This window comes from Acinetobacter sp. NIPH1876, from assembly GCF_022808535.1.
Classification (GTDB): Bacteria; Pseudomonadota; Gammaproteobacteria; order Pseudomonadales; family Moraxellaceae; genus Acinetobacter; species Acinetobacter higginsii.
The window spans coordinates 1-17,852 of record NZ_JALGBR010000027.1 but is presented as its reverse complement, the minus strand read 5'-3'; the positions used below and the strand labels follow the sequence as shown (position 1 = coordinate 17,852).

The following is a 17,852-nucleotide window of genomic DNA, read 5'->3' as shown; positions in this document are numbered from 1 at the left end:
TTCGATTCCCTGCAAAAATAATTGTGACAAGATGCAAAGTCATCAAAACAGTCAACTGTAAATTGACCGTTTTGTTTCAAATGGCAGGATATAATTTAGAACTTAAATTCCAAGCCTAATCCGACAACAGGTTGCTTGTCTTTTTTATCTGCTTGTTCAAGTGTTAAATAACCTACATAGCCATAGCTTTTCACCTGCTTACTAAAGGCATAATCAGCCCCGGCCATGATTTGTTTGGCTTTAAAATCAGCTGTGGTGTTTTTAAAGTGAGTATCATTCTGGCTATATTGTGCTTTGAGTATCCATTTTTTTGCATTTGGAAGAATATATTCGGCACCCACTAACCAACCTTGAGCATCATCAATATTGTTGGCTTTTGTGGCCCATTTTGTTGTTTCTGTTGGATCTGCATAGCTAGTTTCTTCAACATCGGAACGTTGATACAAGCTTTTAATCGCCAAGCCTTCAAACGGATTTAAACGTCCGATGGCACGTATGGTATTTGCTGCGGCAAAAGCTTGTGTGTCGGCTGTATAAGCCTGTCTTGTGGCAACATTGAGAAAGCCACGTCCTGCAAAAGTGCTTGGAATGGCTTTGTCATAGCCAAGTCCTGCGACAAAAAATGGATGTTCATAAACCAGACTGGCAGACCATGCATCGCCTAAGCCGCGACCTGCGACTTTTGCACCGCCGCTGGATGTTTTAATTCCAGATGATTCTCCAGTGGCGAGCAGAGCATTCAGTTTAACCACGCCTTGAGAGAGATGAATGGCTGGTGATTCATAGAGAATGACGTTATCGATACGGTTTTCTCCAGTCAGAATCCCACCAATATCTGCTTTATTTGCCACATAATTATTGAAAATATCAACTGTGCTTGAGAGCTGTTTGACCGGCGTATCATGTTTACCCACTTTGATGGTGCCGAGTTGACTGTCCTTTAATCCGACAAAGCGGTTTCGTTGCGTCCAGTCTGTTCCATCGCCGTCAGCACTTAATCCCCATTCAATTGCATAGACCGCACTTAGATGCTCAGTCAGTTTGTCATCTCCTTTAATGCCTAGATATGAACTATTGGAGCTAACCTCCCACACATCTTTATTTGAGCTGTTGGCATTTTTTTCTGGCAAGTAATCGATACTTGCATCAATTTCCCCATAAAGTGTAGGTGCTGCAAAAGTAGTACTGGTTAAGCATCCAAGCATGGCAAAGCCAAGAAGATTCAATTTCATATTGAGACCCCTGAAAAATGGTGTTGAAGTATTTAATTTGGAAATCGTGTGGGAGGGTTTATCCCACACAAAATGTGTTGTGATTAAGCGAGAGAGTTACGTTCTAATACAGCTTGCTCGAACAATTGTTGTTCTTTGGCTTTATGTTCGACCGAGAAGCGAATGAGGATGACACTGAATGCGGCTACGGTCACCAAAGCACCTAAAATCATCAGGCAGGTTTGTACGTCGAGTAAACCTTTGAGTAAGAAGCCTGCAGCAACTGCACCGACATTACCGCCTGCACCGATGATACCTGCGACACCACCTAAAGCATTGCGATCAATAAAAGGTACAAGCGCGTAAGTTGCACCACAAGACATATGGGTAAAGAGAGCAAAAACGGTCATGCTAATAATTGCAAGTGCTACGGTATTCATCTGAGAAAAAAGTATGAGGAATAAGCCTTCACATAGAATCATGATAAACAATACTTTTGTGCGACCATCTAAACCTTTTGATATTGCAACCTTATCTGAAAGATAACCTCCGAGTGCACGGGCAAATAGGGCAAGCAGACCGAAAATACCAGCAGTCAAACCTGCTTCTTTAAGGCCCATATTGAAGTGATCGACATAGTACATTGCAGCAATGTTATGAATAAAAATTTCAATACCAAAACAGGCAGCATAAGAGACAAATAGAATCCAAACACGGTAATTACGGGCTGCTTGCATCAGAATCGCAACACCGCCTTTTTTGCCAGCACCAACTTCGATACCTTGCTCACGAAGTTCTTTAAAGTTTCCTTGAGGGCAATCTTGAGTAAGCTTCCAATACAGGACACCCACGATCAGCATCATGATGCCTGGTACAAGTAATGCGATTCTCCAACCCATTGCTTGTTCTACACCAAACATGACGATTGCACCTAAGATAAGAGGCATGATGGCTTGGGTTGCACCACCTCCTGCATTTCCCCAACCTGCCGAGGCTGCATTTGCTGTACCTACAACGTTTGGTGCAAACATCACGCTGGTATGGTATTGGGTAATCACAAAGCTCGCGCCAATTGCACCAATCAATAAGCGGAAGAATAAGAAGGATTCATAGGTATTTGCAGCAGCAACACCAAAAACAGGAATACTACCAAGCAGTAAAAGAGCAGTGTAGGTCTTACGTGGGCCGTATTTATCACAGAGTGGGCCAACGATGAGTCGAATTAAAATGGTAATGGCAACTGCTGCAATGTTGATATTGGCAATTTGATCTTTGGTTAAATTGAACTCGCCTTTGATGACTGGCATGAGGGGAGCACAGGCAAACCACGCGAAGAAACACACGAAGAATGCCAACCATGTCATATGGAACGCTCGCATGGCAGGTGTAGAAAAGCTAAATAATTTTATTTCGGTGGCTTTTTTTGCATCAATATTCATTGGTGAAGACATAACTTTCTCCTGAACTGCACGTCATTTATTTTGCTTAGGCATTACGCTGATTAAGCAAATCGAACAGAACGGACGCCGTTGGCCGTCATCAAATATGTTTATGAATCGTCGTTGATTCAATGTGTTTGATATATAGCAAGTGCCGTGCCAGAAAAATAAATTAACCAAATGAATAATTTAAAATGTTAATCATCAAGGTGTTTATAAGAGGATTGAGTGAATCAAGAATATTGGTATAAATGTGGGGTCGTAGATAGAAGGTGTCTATGTTAGACAATCTTCTGAAAATTGCGTTCTCGTGGTGCGTGATTTTTGATCATGCTGCTTTGAAAGATTGCACAATAAAAAAGCAGCGAGTGCTGCTTTTTATGAAATGAAATTTAGAAGCGGTAACCGACACCGACATAGGTAATCAGAGGATCAATATCAATTTTAGTATTTGCTTTGATGAGTTCTTTACCTGTGTTGCGGTCAGTCACAGAGATTTTAGCCTCATTATTCATTTTGGAATAAGAAACAGAACCGACAGCAAACCAGTTTGGATTAAAATCATAGGTTGCACCTATAGTCACAATCGGGGCAAAGGTGTCCGTTGCTTTGAGTTTAACTACAGGGTCTGCTGAGGATGTTTTACCATCTAAGGCTGCACCTGCTTTTCCATCATGAATATTTTGAATCATATGACCTGCTTTGATTAAATCTAACTCGATCCCTGAGTTGATTTTTAAATCATTAAAATAAGCATACATGACACCTGCGCCAACATAGGGACGGAACTTATTCACCCCAGATTTACCAAACTGGTAATGTAGTTCTACAGCGGGTAACCAAGCACGTGCAGTTGCAGCTTTGTCACCTTGGGTTAGATCAGTGATATGGATATCTTGTTTTAAACCAATTGTTCCTAATGCGGTCTCTGCCTGACCTGTTAAAGGTGCGTAGATATCGCCTTTACCTTTGATATCAACTTTCGGTGGAATACCAGCCTTAACTTCTAAAGAGATGTTATCGGTAAAATGGTAATTAGCCATAATACCAACAGTGTCAACCTTATCAGCTTCTAAACCTGTTCCTTGGCTTTGCCAGTTAGATAGGCCGTTGACAGTTGCAGTGCCTGTTAACAGGCCTGGTACTGGGTCAAGGGGTTGTATTTTAATGGCATCATAAAGAAGCTTATTGGAGTCTCGGTCTGCTGCTGCAAGTACAGCTTGTTTAGAGACATCTCCAACTTTGGCTTTAGTACCCTCAGCAACACTCGTGTTGATATTGACTGGATTTGCAGATCCTTGCGGCATGGCATGTAACCAGCCCGCGGAAACAGAAAAACGTTTAAACCCATCTCCATCTTTTAGACTGAAATAAGGCGAGTCTGCGAAAGTAAGTGTCGGTAGGGCACATACACCTGTAATCAGGCAAGCGAATGATTTCTTCATCATTGTGGGACTCCATGTCCAAAAAGTTTGTTAGGATTTTTCTTGCGCCCACCTTAACGCTATTTTTAAATAGGCTTTGTTTAGTTAAATTTTATAATTGTTATGCTTATGATTTTTTTTGTTTGATTTAAATAAATTGATGAAGAAAATGTGGATGCGTAAAAAAAGTCACCGGAGTGACTTTTTTAAAATAATTCAAAGGGAATGAATTACATAAAGCGAGACAGATCTTCTTCAGGTCGAGCAGTGAGTACTTCGATCCCTGTTTGTGTTACCAAAATCGTATGTTCATATTGAGCAGATAACTTGTGATCTTTTGTGACAACCGTCCACTTATCACCTAAAAGTTTGGTTTGCCAAACACCTGCGTTGACCATTGGTTCGATGGTAAAGGTCATGCCAGCCTCTAGACGCATACCCGTACCTTTTTGGCCATAGTGTAAAACTTGTGGTTCGTCGTGGAAAACATTGCCGATACCATGGCCACAATATTCACGGACAACGCTGAAACGTTCAGATTCAACATATTGCTGAATGGCATAGCCCACATCACCTAGATATGAACCATCTTTAACAGTTGCCATACCACGATACATCGCTTCCTGTGCCACTGAACATAAACGATTAGCAAGAATAGATGTTTCACCACCCACGATGTACATCATGTTGGTATCACCGTGATAACCATCTTTAATCACTGTTACATCAATATTAAGAATATCACCGTTCTTTAATGTTTTATTTTCAGAAGGGATGCCGTGACAAACTACATGGTTAACCGAAGTACAAATAGAATGTTGAAAAGCAGGGCGGCCAGGTGCAGCACCGTAACCTACACAGGCAGGAATCGCGTGTTGAACATTTTCAATATGATTGCGACAGATTGTATCGAGTTCTAGTGTGCTCACACCCGCTTTAATATGCGGTTTAATCATGTCTAGAACTTCAGCCGCCAATTTCCCTGCAACACGCATCTTTTCAATTTCTTCAGGTGTTTTGATTAATCGGCGTGGGGCTGTATAAGTTGTATTCATGATCTCTAAAAACTTTTGGTAATTTGCAAGTGTCTATGGTATAAATAGCCGCCTATTTTATCAAATGCTTTTCGTGAATATATTTTACGAAAATATCTGATAACAATAGTCGTAAAAAATCCGCACATATATCGACACATTACTCTGGGTGCCTAGCAATAGGTGGAGAATGCGGATATATGGAGGCCTAACCCAAACTTTAAGGTAAAGAAAATGGCAGATTACAACGTAAGCATGCGCGACCTTCTTCAAGCAGGCGCACACTTTGGTCACCAAACTCGTTTCTGGAACCCAAAAATGCGTCAATACATTTTTGGCGCGCGTAACAAAATTCACATCATCAACCTTGAGCACACTGTTCCTGCGTTAAATGATGCTTTGAACTTTGTTAACAATCTTGCAAGCAAAAAGAACAAAGTATTGTTCGTTGGTACTAAACGTGCTGCTTCTAACATCATCCGTGAACAAGCTCAACGCGCTGGTCAACCATATGTAGATCACCGTTGGTTAGGTGGTATGTTGACGAACTGGAAAACACTTCGCCAATCTATCAACCGTTTAAAAGACCTTCAAACTCAATCTCAAGACGGTACTTTTGCTAAGCTTACTAAACGTGAAGCTTTAGAGCGTACTCGTGAGATGGAAAAACTTGAACGTGCTTTAGGCGGCGTTAAGAACATGGGTGGTTTACCTGACGCATTATTTGTAATCGACGTTGATCACGAAGCGATTGCAATCAAAGAAGCGAAAAACTTAGGTATTCCTGTAATCGGTATCGTTGATACAAACTCTAACCCAGACAACGTTGATTACGTTATTCCGGGTAACGACGATGCGATTCGTGCAGTAACTTTGTATGCTTCAGCTATGGCTGATGCGATTCTTGCTGGTAAAGAATACGCTCAATCACAAGCTAATGCACAAGCAAAAGGCGACGATGCTGCGAAAGACGCATCTGAGGCTTAATGCGTTTTGACGCAAGCTTGTCATTTTTGCGACATGTAATGGTGGCAAATTAAAGCGTCGAGAGTGCAAACGGCCCAGAGTTTCTTTGGGCCGTTTTTGTTGAACAGATTTATTTTCTACCGATTTTAGGAGATCAACATGACTGCAGTTACTGCGAGCATGGTAAAAGAATTACGTGACCGTACTGGTCTTGCAATGATGGAATGCAAAAAAGCATTAACAGAAGCAGGCGGTGACATCGAACTTGCGATTGATAACCTTCGTAAATCAGGTCAAGCAAAAGCTGCTAAAAAAGCAGGTAACATTGCTGCTGATGGCGCGATCACTATTATTCAAAACGGTAACAAAGCAATTCTTGTTGAAGTTAACTGTCAAACTGACTTCGTTGCTAAAGACGAAAACTTCAAAAACTTCTCTGATAAAGTTGCTGCTGCTGCACTTGCTGCAAACGAAACTGATGCTGCGAAAATTGCTGAACTTAAGCTTGAAGACGGCGCGACTGTAGAAGAAGCTCGTGTTGCACTTGTTCAAAAAATCGGTGAGAACATTCAAGTTCGTCGTGCTCAAATCGTTGAAGGCGAAAACTTGGCTGTTTACAAACACGGTTTAAAAATCGGTGTTGTTGTTTCTTACACAGGTGATGCTGACACTGGTAAAGGTATTGCAATGCACGTTGCTGCGTTCAACCCAGTTGCTGTAAATGCTGAAGCTGTTCCAGCTGACTTGATCGCTAAAGAGAAAGAAATTGCTGAAGCGAAAGCATTAGAATCTGGTAAGCCAGCGAACATCGTTGAGAAAATGGTAACTGGTTCAGTTGAAAAATACTTGAACGAAGTTGCGCTTGATCGTCAAATGTATGTTATCGACAATGATAAGAAAGTTGCTGATGTATTAAAAGCGACTGGTACAGTTGTAGCTCAATTCGTTCGTTTCGAAGTGGGTGAAGGTATTGAGAAGAAAGCTGAAATGAGTTTTGCAGAAGAAGTTGCTGCTGCTCAAGCTGCTGCGAAGTAATTCGTATCTTCTAAAAAACCCAGTCATTATGACTGGGTTTTTTATTGGCTGTATAAAAAGCCCACTATATTGAGTGGGCTTTTATCGGTAGAAATAACTTATTCAGCTTCTTTCTTGAGTTCGTATTTGTCAGCTAATTCGCCTGTAATCTCTTTGCCTTCCATATCGAGGGCTTTTAAGTAGCCTTCTGCAACGAAGTATTTGCGGTTATCACCTGCCTTGTCGAGTTCAATGACAGAAGTGTTCTTGCTGTCAAAAGCGAAGCTACCTTTGCTTTCAAATGCTTTGCCATCACCTTTGCCTAAATAAGTCTCTTTGATCTCGTAAGTTTTATCTAGGTTGAGCTTAAGCTCAGTCTTAATCCCTTCGCAATCTGCGCATGGAAGTACACCAGTATACGTACCATTCCAGTCTAATGAATTTTCTGCGGTATGTGCACTATCAGCGATGACTTCAGAGCTTGCTTCTGTTGTGGTTGCTGGGGGTGTTTGCTCATCAGTTTTTGGGGTTTCTGCTTTATTGCATGCAACTAAAAAAATAGATGCCAAAGAAATTGCGATTAGTGATTTTTTCATCTTAGATATAACCTTGTGAAAACATTAATATCCAAGTTATTAGATTTTAAAAAGAAATGGTAGTAAGGGAATGTAAGGGTTATTTAACCTTTGGTAAAGCAAGACAAGTTAACCTTGTCTTGCTTTGAAGCGAGGGTTTGATTTGCAAATGACAAATAGCTTGCCACGACGCTTAATAATCTGGCAGTCAGCACTACGACGTTTTGCACTTTTAAGGGATGAGCAGACTTTCATTTTAGGTCTTGATGAATTTGTGTTATGTTATAATATTTCGCTTATTTGAGCATGTAGAGTTAGTCTTATTCTTTGGTGGGGTAAATGTTAATAATAAAAAAGCCCTTATCTTTCGATAAGGGCTTTTTTGAATCTGGAGCGGGAAAGGAGACTCGAACTCCCGACCCCAACCTTGGCAAGGTTATGCTCTACCAACTGAGCTATTCCCGCAATAGGACGCATTATAGAGAGTTTCATTCAAGTGTCAACTCTTTATAATGCTAAGTGTTTAATTAATCAGCACGTCGCCAGATTGTTCCTTGACGTGTATCTTCCAAAACCACACCTTGATCCAATAAAGACTGGCGAATGCCATCAGCTTGAGCAAAGTCTTTGGCCTTTTTCGCATCAACACGCTGTTGAATAAAACTTTCAATTTCAGCATCGGAAAGGCTAAGTGCTTCCTGACCAATATCTGATTTTAGGAATTCATCTACATCATGCTGAACCAGACCAAGAATGTTGGTTAAATGACGCAGAGTAGAGTAAAGCAGCGTTGCTTGTTCCGCTTGCTCTTCTTTCACCGCGCGATTAAGTTCTTTATTCAGTTCGAACAATACCGCCATTGCTTCAGCGGTATTGAAATCATCACACATCGCATTGTTAAAGCGTTCTACAAAGTTTTGCTCTAATGTCTCAACCGTTTTTTGACCATACACCTGTTGATAGGCTTTAAATGAATGATAAAAACGGCTTAGCGCAGTTTTTGCTTCTTTTAAAGCCACATCAGAGAAGTTAACTGGGCTGCGATAATGCGAAGACACGATGAAGTAGCGAATCACTTCAGGATGGAATTTCTCCATCACATCGCGAATGGTAAAGAAGTTGCCTAAAGACTTAGACATTTTCTCGCCATCAACATTGATGAAACCAACATGCATCCAATAATTAACATATTGTTCACCAGTCGATGCTTCACTTTGTGCGATTTCATTTTCATGATGCGGGAACATCAGATCTGAACCACCCCCATGAATATCGAAATGATTGCCTAGGCAGCAAGTCGACATTGCAGAGCATTCAATATGCCAACCTGGGCGGCCATTACCCCAAGGTGAAGCCCAAGCAGGTTCATTTGCTTTGGCATGTTTCCACAGTACAAAGTCAAAGGGATGTTTCTTTTCAACTTCAACATCCACACGCTCAGATGCACCCGCTTGCATATCATCCAATTTACGACCAGATAAACGACCGTATTTATTGAACTTGCTCACCTCAAAATAAACATCGCCATTGCTAGCAGGGTATGCAGCCCCTTTGTCAACCAATGTACCGATCATATTTTGCATTTGATCAATATATTCAGTTGCTTTGGGCGCCTCATCTGGTTCAGCACAACCTAAGTTAGCCGCATCTTCATTCATTGCCTGAATAAAACGAGCAGTGAGTTGTTGGATGCTTTCACCATTTTCATTGGCGCGGGCAATGATCTTGTCATCGATGTCGGTAATGTTGCGAATATAGCGAACTTTCCAACCTTGGCTGCGCAGAAAGCGAATGATGTAGTCAAATGCAACCATAACCCGAGCGTGCCCGATATGACAGTAATCGTAAACCGTCATACCACAGACATACATATCGATTTGACCTTCTTTACGTGGGACAAATTCAACTTTTTTACGTTGCTCAGAGTTATATAGAACAAAAGGTTGCATAAGGGTTTTCAAACACTCTACAAAAATCGTTATTCATCATAACGTATGCACCATATTTCATAAAGTTATCAGCAGAAAAAAGATGGCTTTCATTTGCAATATTTCTTTATTCAAAACCAATTTGACTCACTGTCCGAAGTTGAACTTTTTTTTGCGAAATAATAATAAATCACAGCCGTTGCCAGAATGCCGACCAACCAAGAGATATCAATACCACCTAACATGGTCACGATGTGACCCGTGTAAACTTTACTATGAATAAACGGAAGTTGTAGTAACACGCCCATGATATAACAGCCAATGCCGATATGATTCCAGCGGCCATATTTCCCATCTGGATCATATAAGGCGTCAACATCACATTCTTCTTTAGAGATGAAATAGTAGTCTACAAGGTTAATTGCACTCCAAGGAATGAAGAAGGTGAGTAGGAACAGAATGAATGCTTTAAAGCTGTTTAAAAAAGTATGTTCACCAGCAATTGCGATGATTGTAGAAATGGCAACCATAGCCAGTACAATACCTAAACGCGTCATTCTTGAAATTTGATAGCGCGGTTTGAAGCTATTCCAAATGGTTGCAATACACATGAAGCATCCATAAGCATTCAGCGTGGAGAGTGTGACCTTACCAAAGGCGATACTGAAATATAAGAACGTAATGATCAGTGCGACGGCGTTCATTCCCACGACATATTGCACCTCATTTCCGACAAAGCCGCCTTGTGAAATCTGTGCAATCAATACACCCAAAGTCATGGAAATTTGCGAACTGAGGAGTGAACCTAAACCAACAGCCAAAAAGACACGGGTGGAGGAGGTGTTTGACGGTAGGTATCTGGAATAATCGGCTACATAAGGACCGAATGAAATTTGCCAAGAGGCCGAAAGCGAAATTGCTAACAAAAATGAGGACCAGCTAAACTTTTGAACGGCAATTAATTCTGAAAAGTTTGAATGAGTTAAAATTTGAGTCAAAATAATAATAAAGGCAATTATGCCAATAACGCTTGCAACTTTTCCGACCCAGTGGATTAGGCGATAACCAATGGTGGCAAAGATCACAATAAAAGCCGCATAGATTAAAATTCCAGTGCTATTGCTGACATTGATGAGTTGTGCGATCGCTTTACCTGCGAGAACTTCACCCGTGGCTGTAAACCCAATGTACATTAAGCAAACTAAGAGAATCGGAATGCATGCACCATATACGCCAAATTGCACGCGGCTTGAAATCATTTGAGGAAGGCCAAGTTTGGGACCTTGTGCTGCATGCAATGCCATGACGATGGCACCGAAGCATTGGCCAATCAATAAACCGATAATCGACCAAAACACATCACCACCCAGTACAACGGCCAAAGCACCTGTAACGATCGCTGTGATTTGTAAATTAGCACCAAACCACAGGGTAAATTGGCCGAAAACACTGCCATGTCTTTCGTGTTCTGGAATGAAATCAATACTGCGGTTTTCAATAAATTGATGTTTTTCTTTCCCATCCACTGAGGTCATCTTTTTACTCCGTATCCTTGAAGCACTTTTCGTCATAAAAAATACCTAATTATTGCTTAGGTATGATCATGTATGATCTTATTTGTATATGTATATACAACTTGAGTTAATAATAAGCAAGTTTTCCTGTGAAGTATAGAAGGGATCTACGATTAAGAATGAATGTACATATGCCTAACTAAATTGGGATTCAACATATGGGTGTATAGCCCAAATATTATGAGTCCTATTTCATACTTCATCTCTTCATTTTTCATGAAAACTTATACATTTAGAAACGTGTATGATTTGCAGATATGTTAGAATCGCCACCATTCTTTTGATTAAAATCATCTACCATCAGGTGGATAGAGTATTATTTTGAGTCAAACTCATATGTCACACACTATAGATTTCCAAAAAAGCGCATTAGAAACGTTGCGTGTCGAACAACAAGCCATAGATGTCTTAACTGCGCAAATTGATGAACGCTTCGATATTGCATGCGAAATCCTTTTGCAATGCCAAGGACGTGTTGTTGTAACTGGTATGGGTAAGTCTGGTCATATCGGTCGTAAAATGGCAGCTACCTTTGCATCGACTGGAACACCATCTTTCTTTATGCATCCAGGTGAAGCAGGCCATGGTGATCTAGGAATGTTAGTGCGTGGTGATGTACTGATTGCAATTTCTAACTCAGGCAAGAGTGATGAAATCATGATGTTAATGCCTTTAATCAAGCATTTAGCTGTGCCTTTAATTACCATTAGTCGGGATAATAAAGGACCAATGCCTCAAAATGCAGATGTGGCATTGACATTAGGTTTAGCTGACGAGGCTTGTCCTTTAGGCTTAGCACCAACATCAAGCACTACAGCAACATTAGTGTTGGGGGATGCATTAGCTGTTGCGCTATTAGAAGCACGCGGTTTTACTGCGGATGATTTTGCGCGTTCACATCCAGCTGGAGCCCTAGGTAAACGGTTGCTTTTGCATGTGAAGCATTTGATGCATACAGGTTCAGAATTACCAAAGGTTCGCCCAGATACACCAATGAATAAAGTGTTATATGAAATTTCTGATAAGCGTCTGGGTTTAACCACGATTGTCGATGAAAATGATACCTTATTGGGTATTTTTACCGATGGTGATTTACGTCGTATGATTGACCAGCAACAAGGCTTCGATGTGAACTTAGCGGTTTCTGAAGTAATGACTAAAAATCCACTAACGATTTCACAAGAAGCGCGTGCGGTGAAAGCTTTAGAAAAAATGCATGACAGAAAAGTGAATCAATTTGTAGTTGTTGATGATGCCAATAAAGTGATTGGTGTGATTAGTATGCATGACCTCATTCAGGCAGGAGTAAATTAAGCCATGGCATCTTATGCTTTACAAGAACAAGCACGTCATTTAAAAGCACTGGTACTTGATGTGGATGGGATTTTAAGCGATGGCTTTGTTACATTAACCAATTCAGGTGATGAGATTAAATCATTTGATATCCGTGATGGCTTGGGAATGAAGCTGGTTCAACAAGCGGGTATGAAAGTAATTATTATCACAGGTCGAAAAAGTCAGATTGTTGAAAAACGGATGTCTGATCTTGGTGTAGATTTGGTATTCCAAGGACGTGAAGATAAAGGGGTGGCATTGCGTGAAGCTTGTGCTCAATTGGATCTATTGCCCGAAGATTGTATTTATATGGGCGATGACTGGCCTGATCTATCTGCATTTGCTATCGCTGGTATGAAAGTTACTGTGCCTAATGGACATGAAGAAGTACGTCGTCGTGCTAATTTAGTGACCCAAGCGATGGGTGGTCGTGGTGCTGTACGAGAAGTATGCGATATGTTGTTGATGGCAAAAGGTGTTTACCAAGAACTGCTTGAAAAATATCTTGCTGTACCACATTAATATAGTGTTGATTCGCTCAAAGGTTAGGTAACCCTGTTTATGGATACCAAAGTTTTATATGTTGTTGCTGTTGTAGTCGCTTCTATAAGTGGTGGCTACTATTACTACAGTGGCAAAGCAAAAAAGTTGGATGTTGATTCAGCCAAGAATATGACCTATTCAGCCCAGGGTGTTCATTTAACTCAAACTGACGAGCAGGGCAATTTGTATATGCGAGCTGAAGTTAAACAGCTACAACAGAATATGCAACAAAAAACCTCCCAGCTTGATCAACTGAATGCGGTGATGTACAAACAGGGCAAACCTGATGCAACATTCTATGCAAAACAAGCAAATGGCTATGATGATAATACTAAAGTCATTTTGCTTGGAGATGTTGTTGCAACGAAACTGTCCGATCAAGGTAACAAATTAGAGTTTCATACGGATGAACTCACTGGTTACCCAAAAACAAGAGAGCTTGAAACACAACATCAGGTGATAGTTCAATCACCATCTGCTGAATTTGTGAGTCAAGGTCTTAAGGCTAATTTAAATAATGGTCAATATGAGTTTTATAAAATTCGAGGAAAGTATGCGCCAAGTTCTTAATTCCAAATCTCGTTCTACTTTCCTTAAACAACTAAGCTGCGTTGCTGTTGTTGCACTTTCTTCTGCAGCTAGTTTTGCTTTGCCATCGGATCGTAACCAACAGCTTTCTTTGGTTGCGGATCGTGCAACCTATAATGATAAAACAGGTATAACGACCTATACAGGCAATGTTGTGATCGAACAAGGCACCATGAAGCTTCAAGCTGATTCACTTGTTGCAAATTTAAATAGCAAAAAAGAAATTCAAATCATTACGGCCAAAGGTCAGCCAGCAAAGTTCCAGCAGCAAATGGATACCAATAAGGGCTTAGCTCGAGGTGAAGCACAGACGATCGTGTACAATGCAGATACGGGTATTCTTACTTTAACGGGTAAAGCATACCTTTATCAGGATGGCTCAAGCATTCGTGGTAATAGCTTAAAATACAGCATGAATAAAGGTGATGTAGAGGCACAAGGATCTTCAACTAACCGTGTGCAAATTATTATTCCACCTTCAAGTTCAAAAAGTTTCCCAGGGGCGCGTGATTAATGGAACAATCAATGCAGCAACCACAGACGCTCTGTATCAAGCACTTAGCGAAGAACTACAGTAAACGTTGGGTAGTAAAAGATGTTTCTTTTACTATGCAAAGTGGACAAATTGTTGGTCTGCTTGGGCCAAATGGTGCAGGTAAAACGACGAGCTTTTATATGGTCGTCGGTTTGGTTCGTATGGATAAAGGCGAGATTCATTTAGATAATCTGGACTTGTCTGATCTGGCGATGCATGAGCGTGCACGTAAAGGTATTGGTTATTTGCCTCAGGAAGCTTCAATCTTTAGAAAGTTGACGATTGCTGAAAACATTATGGCAATTTTAGAAACGCGTAAAGATTTGAATAAGCAACAACGTCAGCAACGCCTGAATGAATTATTAAATGATTTTAAAATTAATCATATTAAGGATTCATTGGGGATGAGTGTGTCTGGTGGTGAGCGTCGCCGTGCTGAAATTGCTCGTGCTTTGGCTGCCGATCCTAAGTTTATGCTTCTAGATGAACCATTTGCTGGTGTCGACCCAATTTCTGTTGGTGATATTAAAGATATTATTCAAACACTTAAGGATCGTGGTATTGGGGTTCTGATCACGGATCATAACGTACGTGAGACTTTAGCAATTTGTGAAAAAGCTTATATTGTGAGTGAAGGGTCTGTAATTGCAGAGGGCACACCACAAGAAATTCTAGATAATGAGCAAGTGCGTAAAGTATATTTAGGTGATGATTTCGTCGTTTAAATCGGCCGATTATCACTTTTAAAAAAGAACCGTAAGGTTCTTTTTTTGGGGTAAATAAAATAATAAATGGTTAAATATTGAGTTGTTGATGAAGGGGTGGCTTATATTTTATCCTAATTGTATGATAAATATATATTTTATAGATTCCACTATAAAGGCATAATCTATTAAAATGCGAACTGTTTTACAAAAATATACATATATCTAGCGATGAAATTATGTGCGGAACGTAGTGTTTTTTATAAAAAAATGCTTAAAATGAAAATGCTGAAATGATAACAATACGAAAAAAATATGAACTTGCACAACGATATAAAAGTGAATAATGGATCATGGAAAAAAAGTATGGATTTTAAGTGGTTACTTTATGTAGCAACCTTGTCTGTGCCAATGACACATGCAACAACTCCAAGTGAACAGTATCACACTTTAAAGAACAATATTTCTCAGCTTTTTGTCCCAAAAAGTAGTGATGAGTTTAAAGTGGCACAAATGCAGAAATTAAGTAATTTTTCTGTTGATGCTTCACTCGGGAGTGATTTGCCTGTGGTTGGATCAGGCCGTCCTCAAGTCGATACCGTTCCTGCTGCTTTCTGGCAGAATCAGCGAAAAGTACTCAAAGATGCGGTACAGATTGCGGTACAGCGGAACCCTGAAATTTCGCAAGGAATTTCATCATTAGCCTCACAAAATGCCAATATTGATGTTGCCAAATCTGGCTACTATCCACAGATAGGTGGTGGGGTCAGCACAGGTGATTTGGGCAAAAAAAGTACTCGAGGCCAACAGTTACTCACTTTAAGTGCTGCACAAATGCTTTATGACTTTGGTAAAGTTAAATCAGGTGTTGATGTCGAAAAAGCCAAAGTTGTGGTTGGGCAAGCGAATGTTCTAGTGAAAATTGATGATATTTCATTAGATGTTGCGCAAACAATTGTTAATATTCAGCGTTATCAAAAACTGATCCAGATTGCGAATCAGCAAATCGCAGGGATTAAGCGTATCCAAGAGATGGCTAATCTGCGTGCTAATGCGGGAATTAGTAGTCAGGCTGATCCGATACAGGCCCAATCTTATTTGCAATCCGCTCAATCAGCGATGATCGCGCAACAATCTTTGCTGAGCCAATATCAGCAGCATTTGTATACCTTATTAGGTTTTGATACACGAAATGTACAATGGGCGATTTCAGAAGATTTTGTAAAACAATCAGATTTATATGCTGCACCGCAGTTCAATACCATTCCACAAATGATCGCAGCTCAGGCTGGAATTGAGGTTGCCCGTAATCAAAAATTACAGACACAGATTAGTAATTATCCGACACTATCTGTAAAAGGAGAACTGAGTCAAGCTTTACATGGTAGGAACCCTGGAAATGATAAAGAGGGTGGGTTCGATAGTGCGATTATGTTGGAAGCTAGTAGCCAGTTCTATCAAGGTGGGGCCACATCCTCGAAAACTCGTGCGGCTAGTTTTGCTGAAGAGGCAGCAAAAGCACAAGTCAATGCGGTGTATTTAAAAGTATTGGATCAGATTCGAACCAGCAGAGAACAAATTGAAAACAAACAACGTCAAATGCAGGTTTTAGCAGGACAACAAGCAACAACAATACGAACAAGAGAACTTTATCAAGAACAATATAAGTTGGGAACACGGACTCTGGTTGATCTGTTAAATGCAGAACAGGCGATTCATAGTGCGAATTCAGAGGCAGAAACAGCACGTTATGACATTTACAGCAGTATTGCTCAATATATTGCTGCAACAGGACGTTCTCGCCAAGCCTATGACCTCAATAATATAAAAATCCAAGGATTTGAGGTACAACCATGATTACTACAAAAATAAACTATCAGCCTTGGTTACAAGCCATACTGACCATTGCAAAGCATTATCGAATTGAACCTTCTGAGGAACGGATTCGCCTGCAGCTTGACTGGAATCAAAACCAGAATCTAGATGAAGTTTTAGTGTTAATCAGCAGACAGGTTGGATTAAACCTTAGAAGAGTTGCCTTTAGCGACGACGTGATTAACCCTTGGCGTTTACCTGTATTGGTAGAATTAGCCGACGGGCAGGTTGGTGTTATTGATAAAGCTGACGGTTCAGGCCATGTCAGTGTTCAACTAAGTGGCGATCAAGGTCTATCCCAAAAATTTGCCGTTGGCGCATTGAAGCATATTATTAAAAATGTATATGTGCTCCGCCCTGAACAGTCAGTACCCGATGCGCGTATTGATGAATATATCAAACCATACGAGGCAAGCTGGTTTTGGTCAATTGTATTGCAAGACTGGAAACGCTATATCGATATCATGTTGGCCTCAATGATTGCCAATATTTTGGCCTTGGCCACGATTATTTTTTCAATGCAAGTCTATGACCGAGTTGTTCCATCACAGTCGATTCCAACACTTTGGGTACTTGCGAGTGGTGTACTCATTGCTGCGATTTTTGAGTTTGTATTAAGACTTTCACGGGTTTATATCTCAGATATTATTGGTAAAAGGGCAGATTTACGAATTTCTGATCGCGTATTTGGTCATGCAATTCGGATTAAGAATAGTGAGCGCTCTAAGTCAACGGGAACCTTTATTTCTCAGATCCGTGAGTTAGAAGGTGTTCGAGATCTAGTGACATCAACGACCATGGGGGCCATTGCCGATTTACCCTTTTTCTTTTTATTCCTGATTATCTTCGCAATCATTGGTGGTAACTTATTTTGGGTCATGTTATTGGTCGTGCCTCTAATGATCTTGCCTGCAATTTTGGCACAAAATAAATTGGCACAGCTTGCACAAGAAGGGATGCGTGAATCTTCGATTCGAAATGCAATTTTAGTAGAAGCAGTACAGGGTATTGAAGATATTAAATTAGGGGCTTAGGAAGTTAAAGAGGATCATTGCGGAGTAGTTTCAGCAAATCGAGGTATAAATTACTATGCCGATGATTGAAGCG

16 protein-coding genes, 1 tRNA gene and 1 pseudogene are annotated in these 17,852 nt (G+C 40.5%); 9 read left to right on the top strand and 9 right to left on the bottom strand.

The window, feature by feature from the left end; all coding sequences use genetic code 11:
* Positions 1-95: 95 nt before the first annotated feature.
* The 4 genes from MN869_RS19690 to map form a co-directional block, all read right to left on the bottom strand.
* Entirely contained in the window at positions 96-1,232 is a 1,137-nt protein-coding gene (locus tag MN869_RS19690) for a porin (RefSeq protein WP_005202491.1), read from the bottom strand.
* A gap of 83 nt (positions 1,233-1,315) precedes the next feature.
* Complete coding sequence (locus MN869_RS19685; protein WP_005202492.1) at positions 1,316-2,662, bottom strand: MFS transporter; 1,347 nt, start codon at positions 2,660-2,662, stop codon at positions 1,316-1,318.
* Positions 2,663-3,042: 380 nt separating this feature from the next.
* The gene (locus MN869_RS19680; protein WP_005202495.1) at positions 3,043-4,098 is read right to left on the bottom strand and encodes an OmpW family outer membrane protein; all 1,056 of its coding nucleotides are present in this window, start codon (positions 4,096-4,098) and stop codon (positions 3,043-3,045) included.
* 206 nt (positions 4,099-4,304) lie between these two features.
* On the bottom strand, positions 4,305-5,129 hold the full coding sequence (gene map, locus MN869_RS19675) for a type I methionyl aminopeptidase (RefSeq protein ID WP_005202497.1): 825 nt from the start codon (positions 5,127-5,129) through the stop codon (positions 4,305-4,307).
* A 213-nt stretch (positions 5,130-5,342) separates the two neighbouring features.
* Here map and rpsB point away from each other — a divergent pair, with 213 nt between their 5' ends.
* Positions 5,343-6,095 (top strand): 30S ribosomal protein S2, encoded by a 753-nt coding sequence (gene rpsB / locus MN869_RS19670; RefSeq protein WP_004652723.1) that lies wholly within the window; start codon positions 5,343-5,345, stop codon positions 6,093-6,095.
* A gap of 138 nt (positions 6,096-6,233) precedes the next feature.
* Positions 6,234-7,109 (top strand): translation elongation factor Ts, encoded by an 876-nt coding sequence (tsf, locus tag MN869_RS19665; RefSeq protein WP_004652724.1) that lies wholly within the window; start codon positions 6,234-6,236, stop codon positions 7,107-7,109.
* 98 nt (positions 7,110-7,207) lie between these two features.
* Here tsf and MN869_RS19660 read toward each other — a convergent pair whose 3' ends face one another.
* The 5 genes from MN869_RS19660 to MN869_RS19640 all read right to left on the bottom strand — a co-directional run bounded on the left by MN869_RS19660 (position 7,208) and on the right by MN869_RS19640 (position 11,126).
* Positions 7,208-7,684, bottom strand: a complete 477-nt coding sequence (locus MN869_RS19660; RefSeq protein ID WP_005202498.1) for a copper resistance protein NlpE — start codon at positions 7,682-7,684, stop codon at positions 7,208-7,210.
* A gap of 108 nt (positions 7,685-7,792) precedes the next feature.
* Positions 7,793-7,918, bottom strand: coding sequence for a type B 50S ribosomal protein L36 (gene ykgO, locus MN869_RS19655; protein WP_081400817.1), 126 nt, complete (start codon positions 7,916-7,918; stop codon positions 7,793-7,795).
* A gap of 134 nt (positions 7,919-8,052) precedes the next feature.
* A tRNA-Gly gene (locus MN869_RS19650) sits at positions 8,053-8,128 on the bottom strand.
* A 62-nt stretch (positions 8,129-8,190) separates the two neighbouring features.
* Positions 8,191-9,612: a cysteine--tRNA ligase gene (gene cysS / locus MN869_RS19645; protein WP_005202499.1), complete on the bottom strand. Its 1,422-nt coding sequence runs from the start codon at positions 9,610-9,612 to the stop codon at positions 8,191-8,193.
* A gap of 110 nt (positions 9,613-9,722) precedes the next feature.
* The gene (locus MN869_RS19640; RefSeq protein ID WP_005202501.1) at positions 9,723-11,126 is read right to left on the bottom strand and encodes a cytosine permease; all 1,404 of its coding nucleotides are present in this window, start codon (positions 11,124-11,126) and stop codon (positions 9,723-9,725) included.
* Positions 11,127-11,501: 375 nt separating this feature from the next.
* On the opposite strand from MN869_RS19640, the gene MN869_RS19635 reads away from it, so the two are divergent.
* The 7 genes and pseudogenes from MN869_RS19635 to MN869_RS19605 all read left to right on the top strand — a co-directional run.
* A complete protein-coding gene (locus MN869_RS19635) occupies positions 11,502-12,479 on the top strand; it encodes a KpsF/GutQ family sugar-phosphate isomerase (RefSeq protein WP_005202503.1) in 978 nt (325 codons plus the stop codon).
* Between the two features lie 3 nt (positions 12,480-12,482).
* The gene (locus MN869_RS19630) at positions 12,483-13,022 is read left to right on the top strand and encodes an HAD-IIIA family hydrolase (RefSeq protein ID WP_005202504.1); all 540 of its coding nucleotides are present in this window, start codon (positions 12,483-12,485) and stop codon (positions 13,020-13,022) included.
* A 39-nt stretch (positions 13,023-13,061) separates the two neighbouring features.
* Positions 13,062-13,613 (top strand): LPS export ABC transporter periplasmic protein LptC, encoded by a 552-nt coding sequence (lptC, locus tag MN869_RS19625; RefSeq protein WP_004808434.1) that lies wholly within the window; start codon positions 13,062-13,064, stop codon positions 13,611-13,613.
* Positions 13,597-14,145 (top strand): lipopolysaccharide transport periplasmic protein LptA, encoded by a 549-nt coding sequence (gene lptA, locus MN869_RS19620; protein WP_005202505.1) that lies wholly within the window; start codon positions 13,597-13,599, stop codon positions 14,143-14,145. The genes lptC and lptA overlap by 17 nt, the downstream gene beginning before the upstream one ends.
* A complete protein-coding gene (gene lptB, locus MN869_RS19615; RefSeq protein WP_017402170.1) occupies positions 14,145-14,891 on the top strand; it encodes an LPS export ABC transporter ATP-binding protein in 747 nt (248 codons plus the stop codon). Before lptA ends, lptB begins: the two co-directional genes overlap by 1 nt.
* A gap of 345 nt (positions 14,892-15,236) precedes the next feature.
* Complete coding sequence (locus MN869_RS19610) at positions 15,237-16,727, top strand: TolC family protein (protein ID WP_004808428.1); 1,491 nt, start codon at positions 15,237-15,239, stop codon at positions 16,725-16,727.
* Positions 16,727-17,770 (top strand): annotated as a pseudogene (locus MN869_RS19605) (ABC transporter transmembrane domain-containing protein); the annotation flags it as partial. The gene MN869_RS19610 and the pseudogene MN869_RS19605, both read left to right, overlap by 1 nt.
* Positions 17,771-17,852: the final 82 nt, after the last annotated feature.

What these genes read in the sequence shown, in the direction of transcription:
- MN869_RS19690 (WP_005202491.1), bottom strand. Translation starts at nt 1,232, where the DNA reads ATGAAATTGAATCTTCTTGGCTTTGCCATGCTTGGATGCTTAACCAGT.
- MN869_RS19685 (WP_005202492.1), bottom strand. Translation starts at nt 2,662, where the DNA reads ATGTCTTCACCAATGAATATTGATGCAAAAAAAGCCACCGAAATAAAA.
- MN869_RS19680 (WP_005202495.1), bottom strand. Translation starts at nt 4,098, where the DNA reads ATGATGAAGAAATCATTCGCTTGCCTGATTACAGGTGTATGTGCCCTA.
- map (WP_005202497.1), bottom strand. Translation starts at nt 5,129, where the DNA reads ATGAATACAACTTATACAGCCCCACGCCGATTAATCAAAACACCTGAA.
- rpsB (WP_004652723.1), top strand. Translation starts at nt 5,343, where the DNA reads ATGGCAGATTACAACGTAAGCATGCGCGACCTTCTTCAAGCAGGCGCA.
- tsf (WP_004652724.1), top strand. Translation starts at nt 6,234, where the DNA reads ATGACTGCAGTTACTGCGAGCATGGTAAAAGAATTACGTGACCGTACT.
- MN869_RS19660 (WP_005202498.1), bottom strand. Translation starts at nt 7,684, where the DNA reads ATGAAAAAATCACTAATCGCAATTTCTTTGGCATCTATTTTTTTAGTT.
- ykgO (WP_081400817.1), bottom strand. Translation starts at nt 7,918, where the DNA reads ATGAAAGTCTGCTCATCCCTTAAAAGTGCAAAACGTCGTAGTGCTGAC.
- cysS (WP_005202499.1), bottom strand. Translation starts at nt 9,612, where the DNA reads ATGCAACCTTTTGTTCTATATAACTCTGAGCAACGTAAAAAAGTTGAA.
- MN869_RS19640 (WP_005202501.1), bottom strand. Translation starts at nt 11,126, where the DNA reads ATGACCTCAGTGGATGGGAAAGAAAAACATCAATTTATTGAAAACCGC.
- MN869_RS19635 (WP_005202503.1), top strand. Translation starts at nt 11,502, where the DNA reads ATGTCACACACTATAGATTTCCAAAAAAGCGCATTAGAAACGTTGCGT.
- MN869_RS19630 (WP_005202504.1), top strand. Translation starts at nt 12,483, where the DNA reads ATGGCATCTTATGCTTTACAAGAACAAGCACGTCATTTAAAAGCACTG.
- lptC (WP_004808434.1), top strand. Translation starts at nt 13,062, where the DNA reads ATGGATACCAAAGTTTTATATGTTGTTGCTGTTGTAGTCGCTTCTATA.
- lptA (WP_005202505.1), top strand. Translation starts at nt 13,597, where the DNA reads ATGCGCCAAGTTCTTAATTCCAAATCTCGTTCTACTTTCCTTAAACAA.
- lptB (WP_017402170.1), top strand. Translation starts at nt 14,145, where the DNA reads ATGGAACAATCAATGCAGCAACCACAGACGCTCTGTATCAAGCACTTA.
- MN869_RS19610 (WP_004808428.1), top strand. Translation starts at nt 15,237, where the DNA reads ATGGATTTTAAGTGGTTACTTTATGTAGCAACCTTGTCTGTGCCAATG.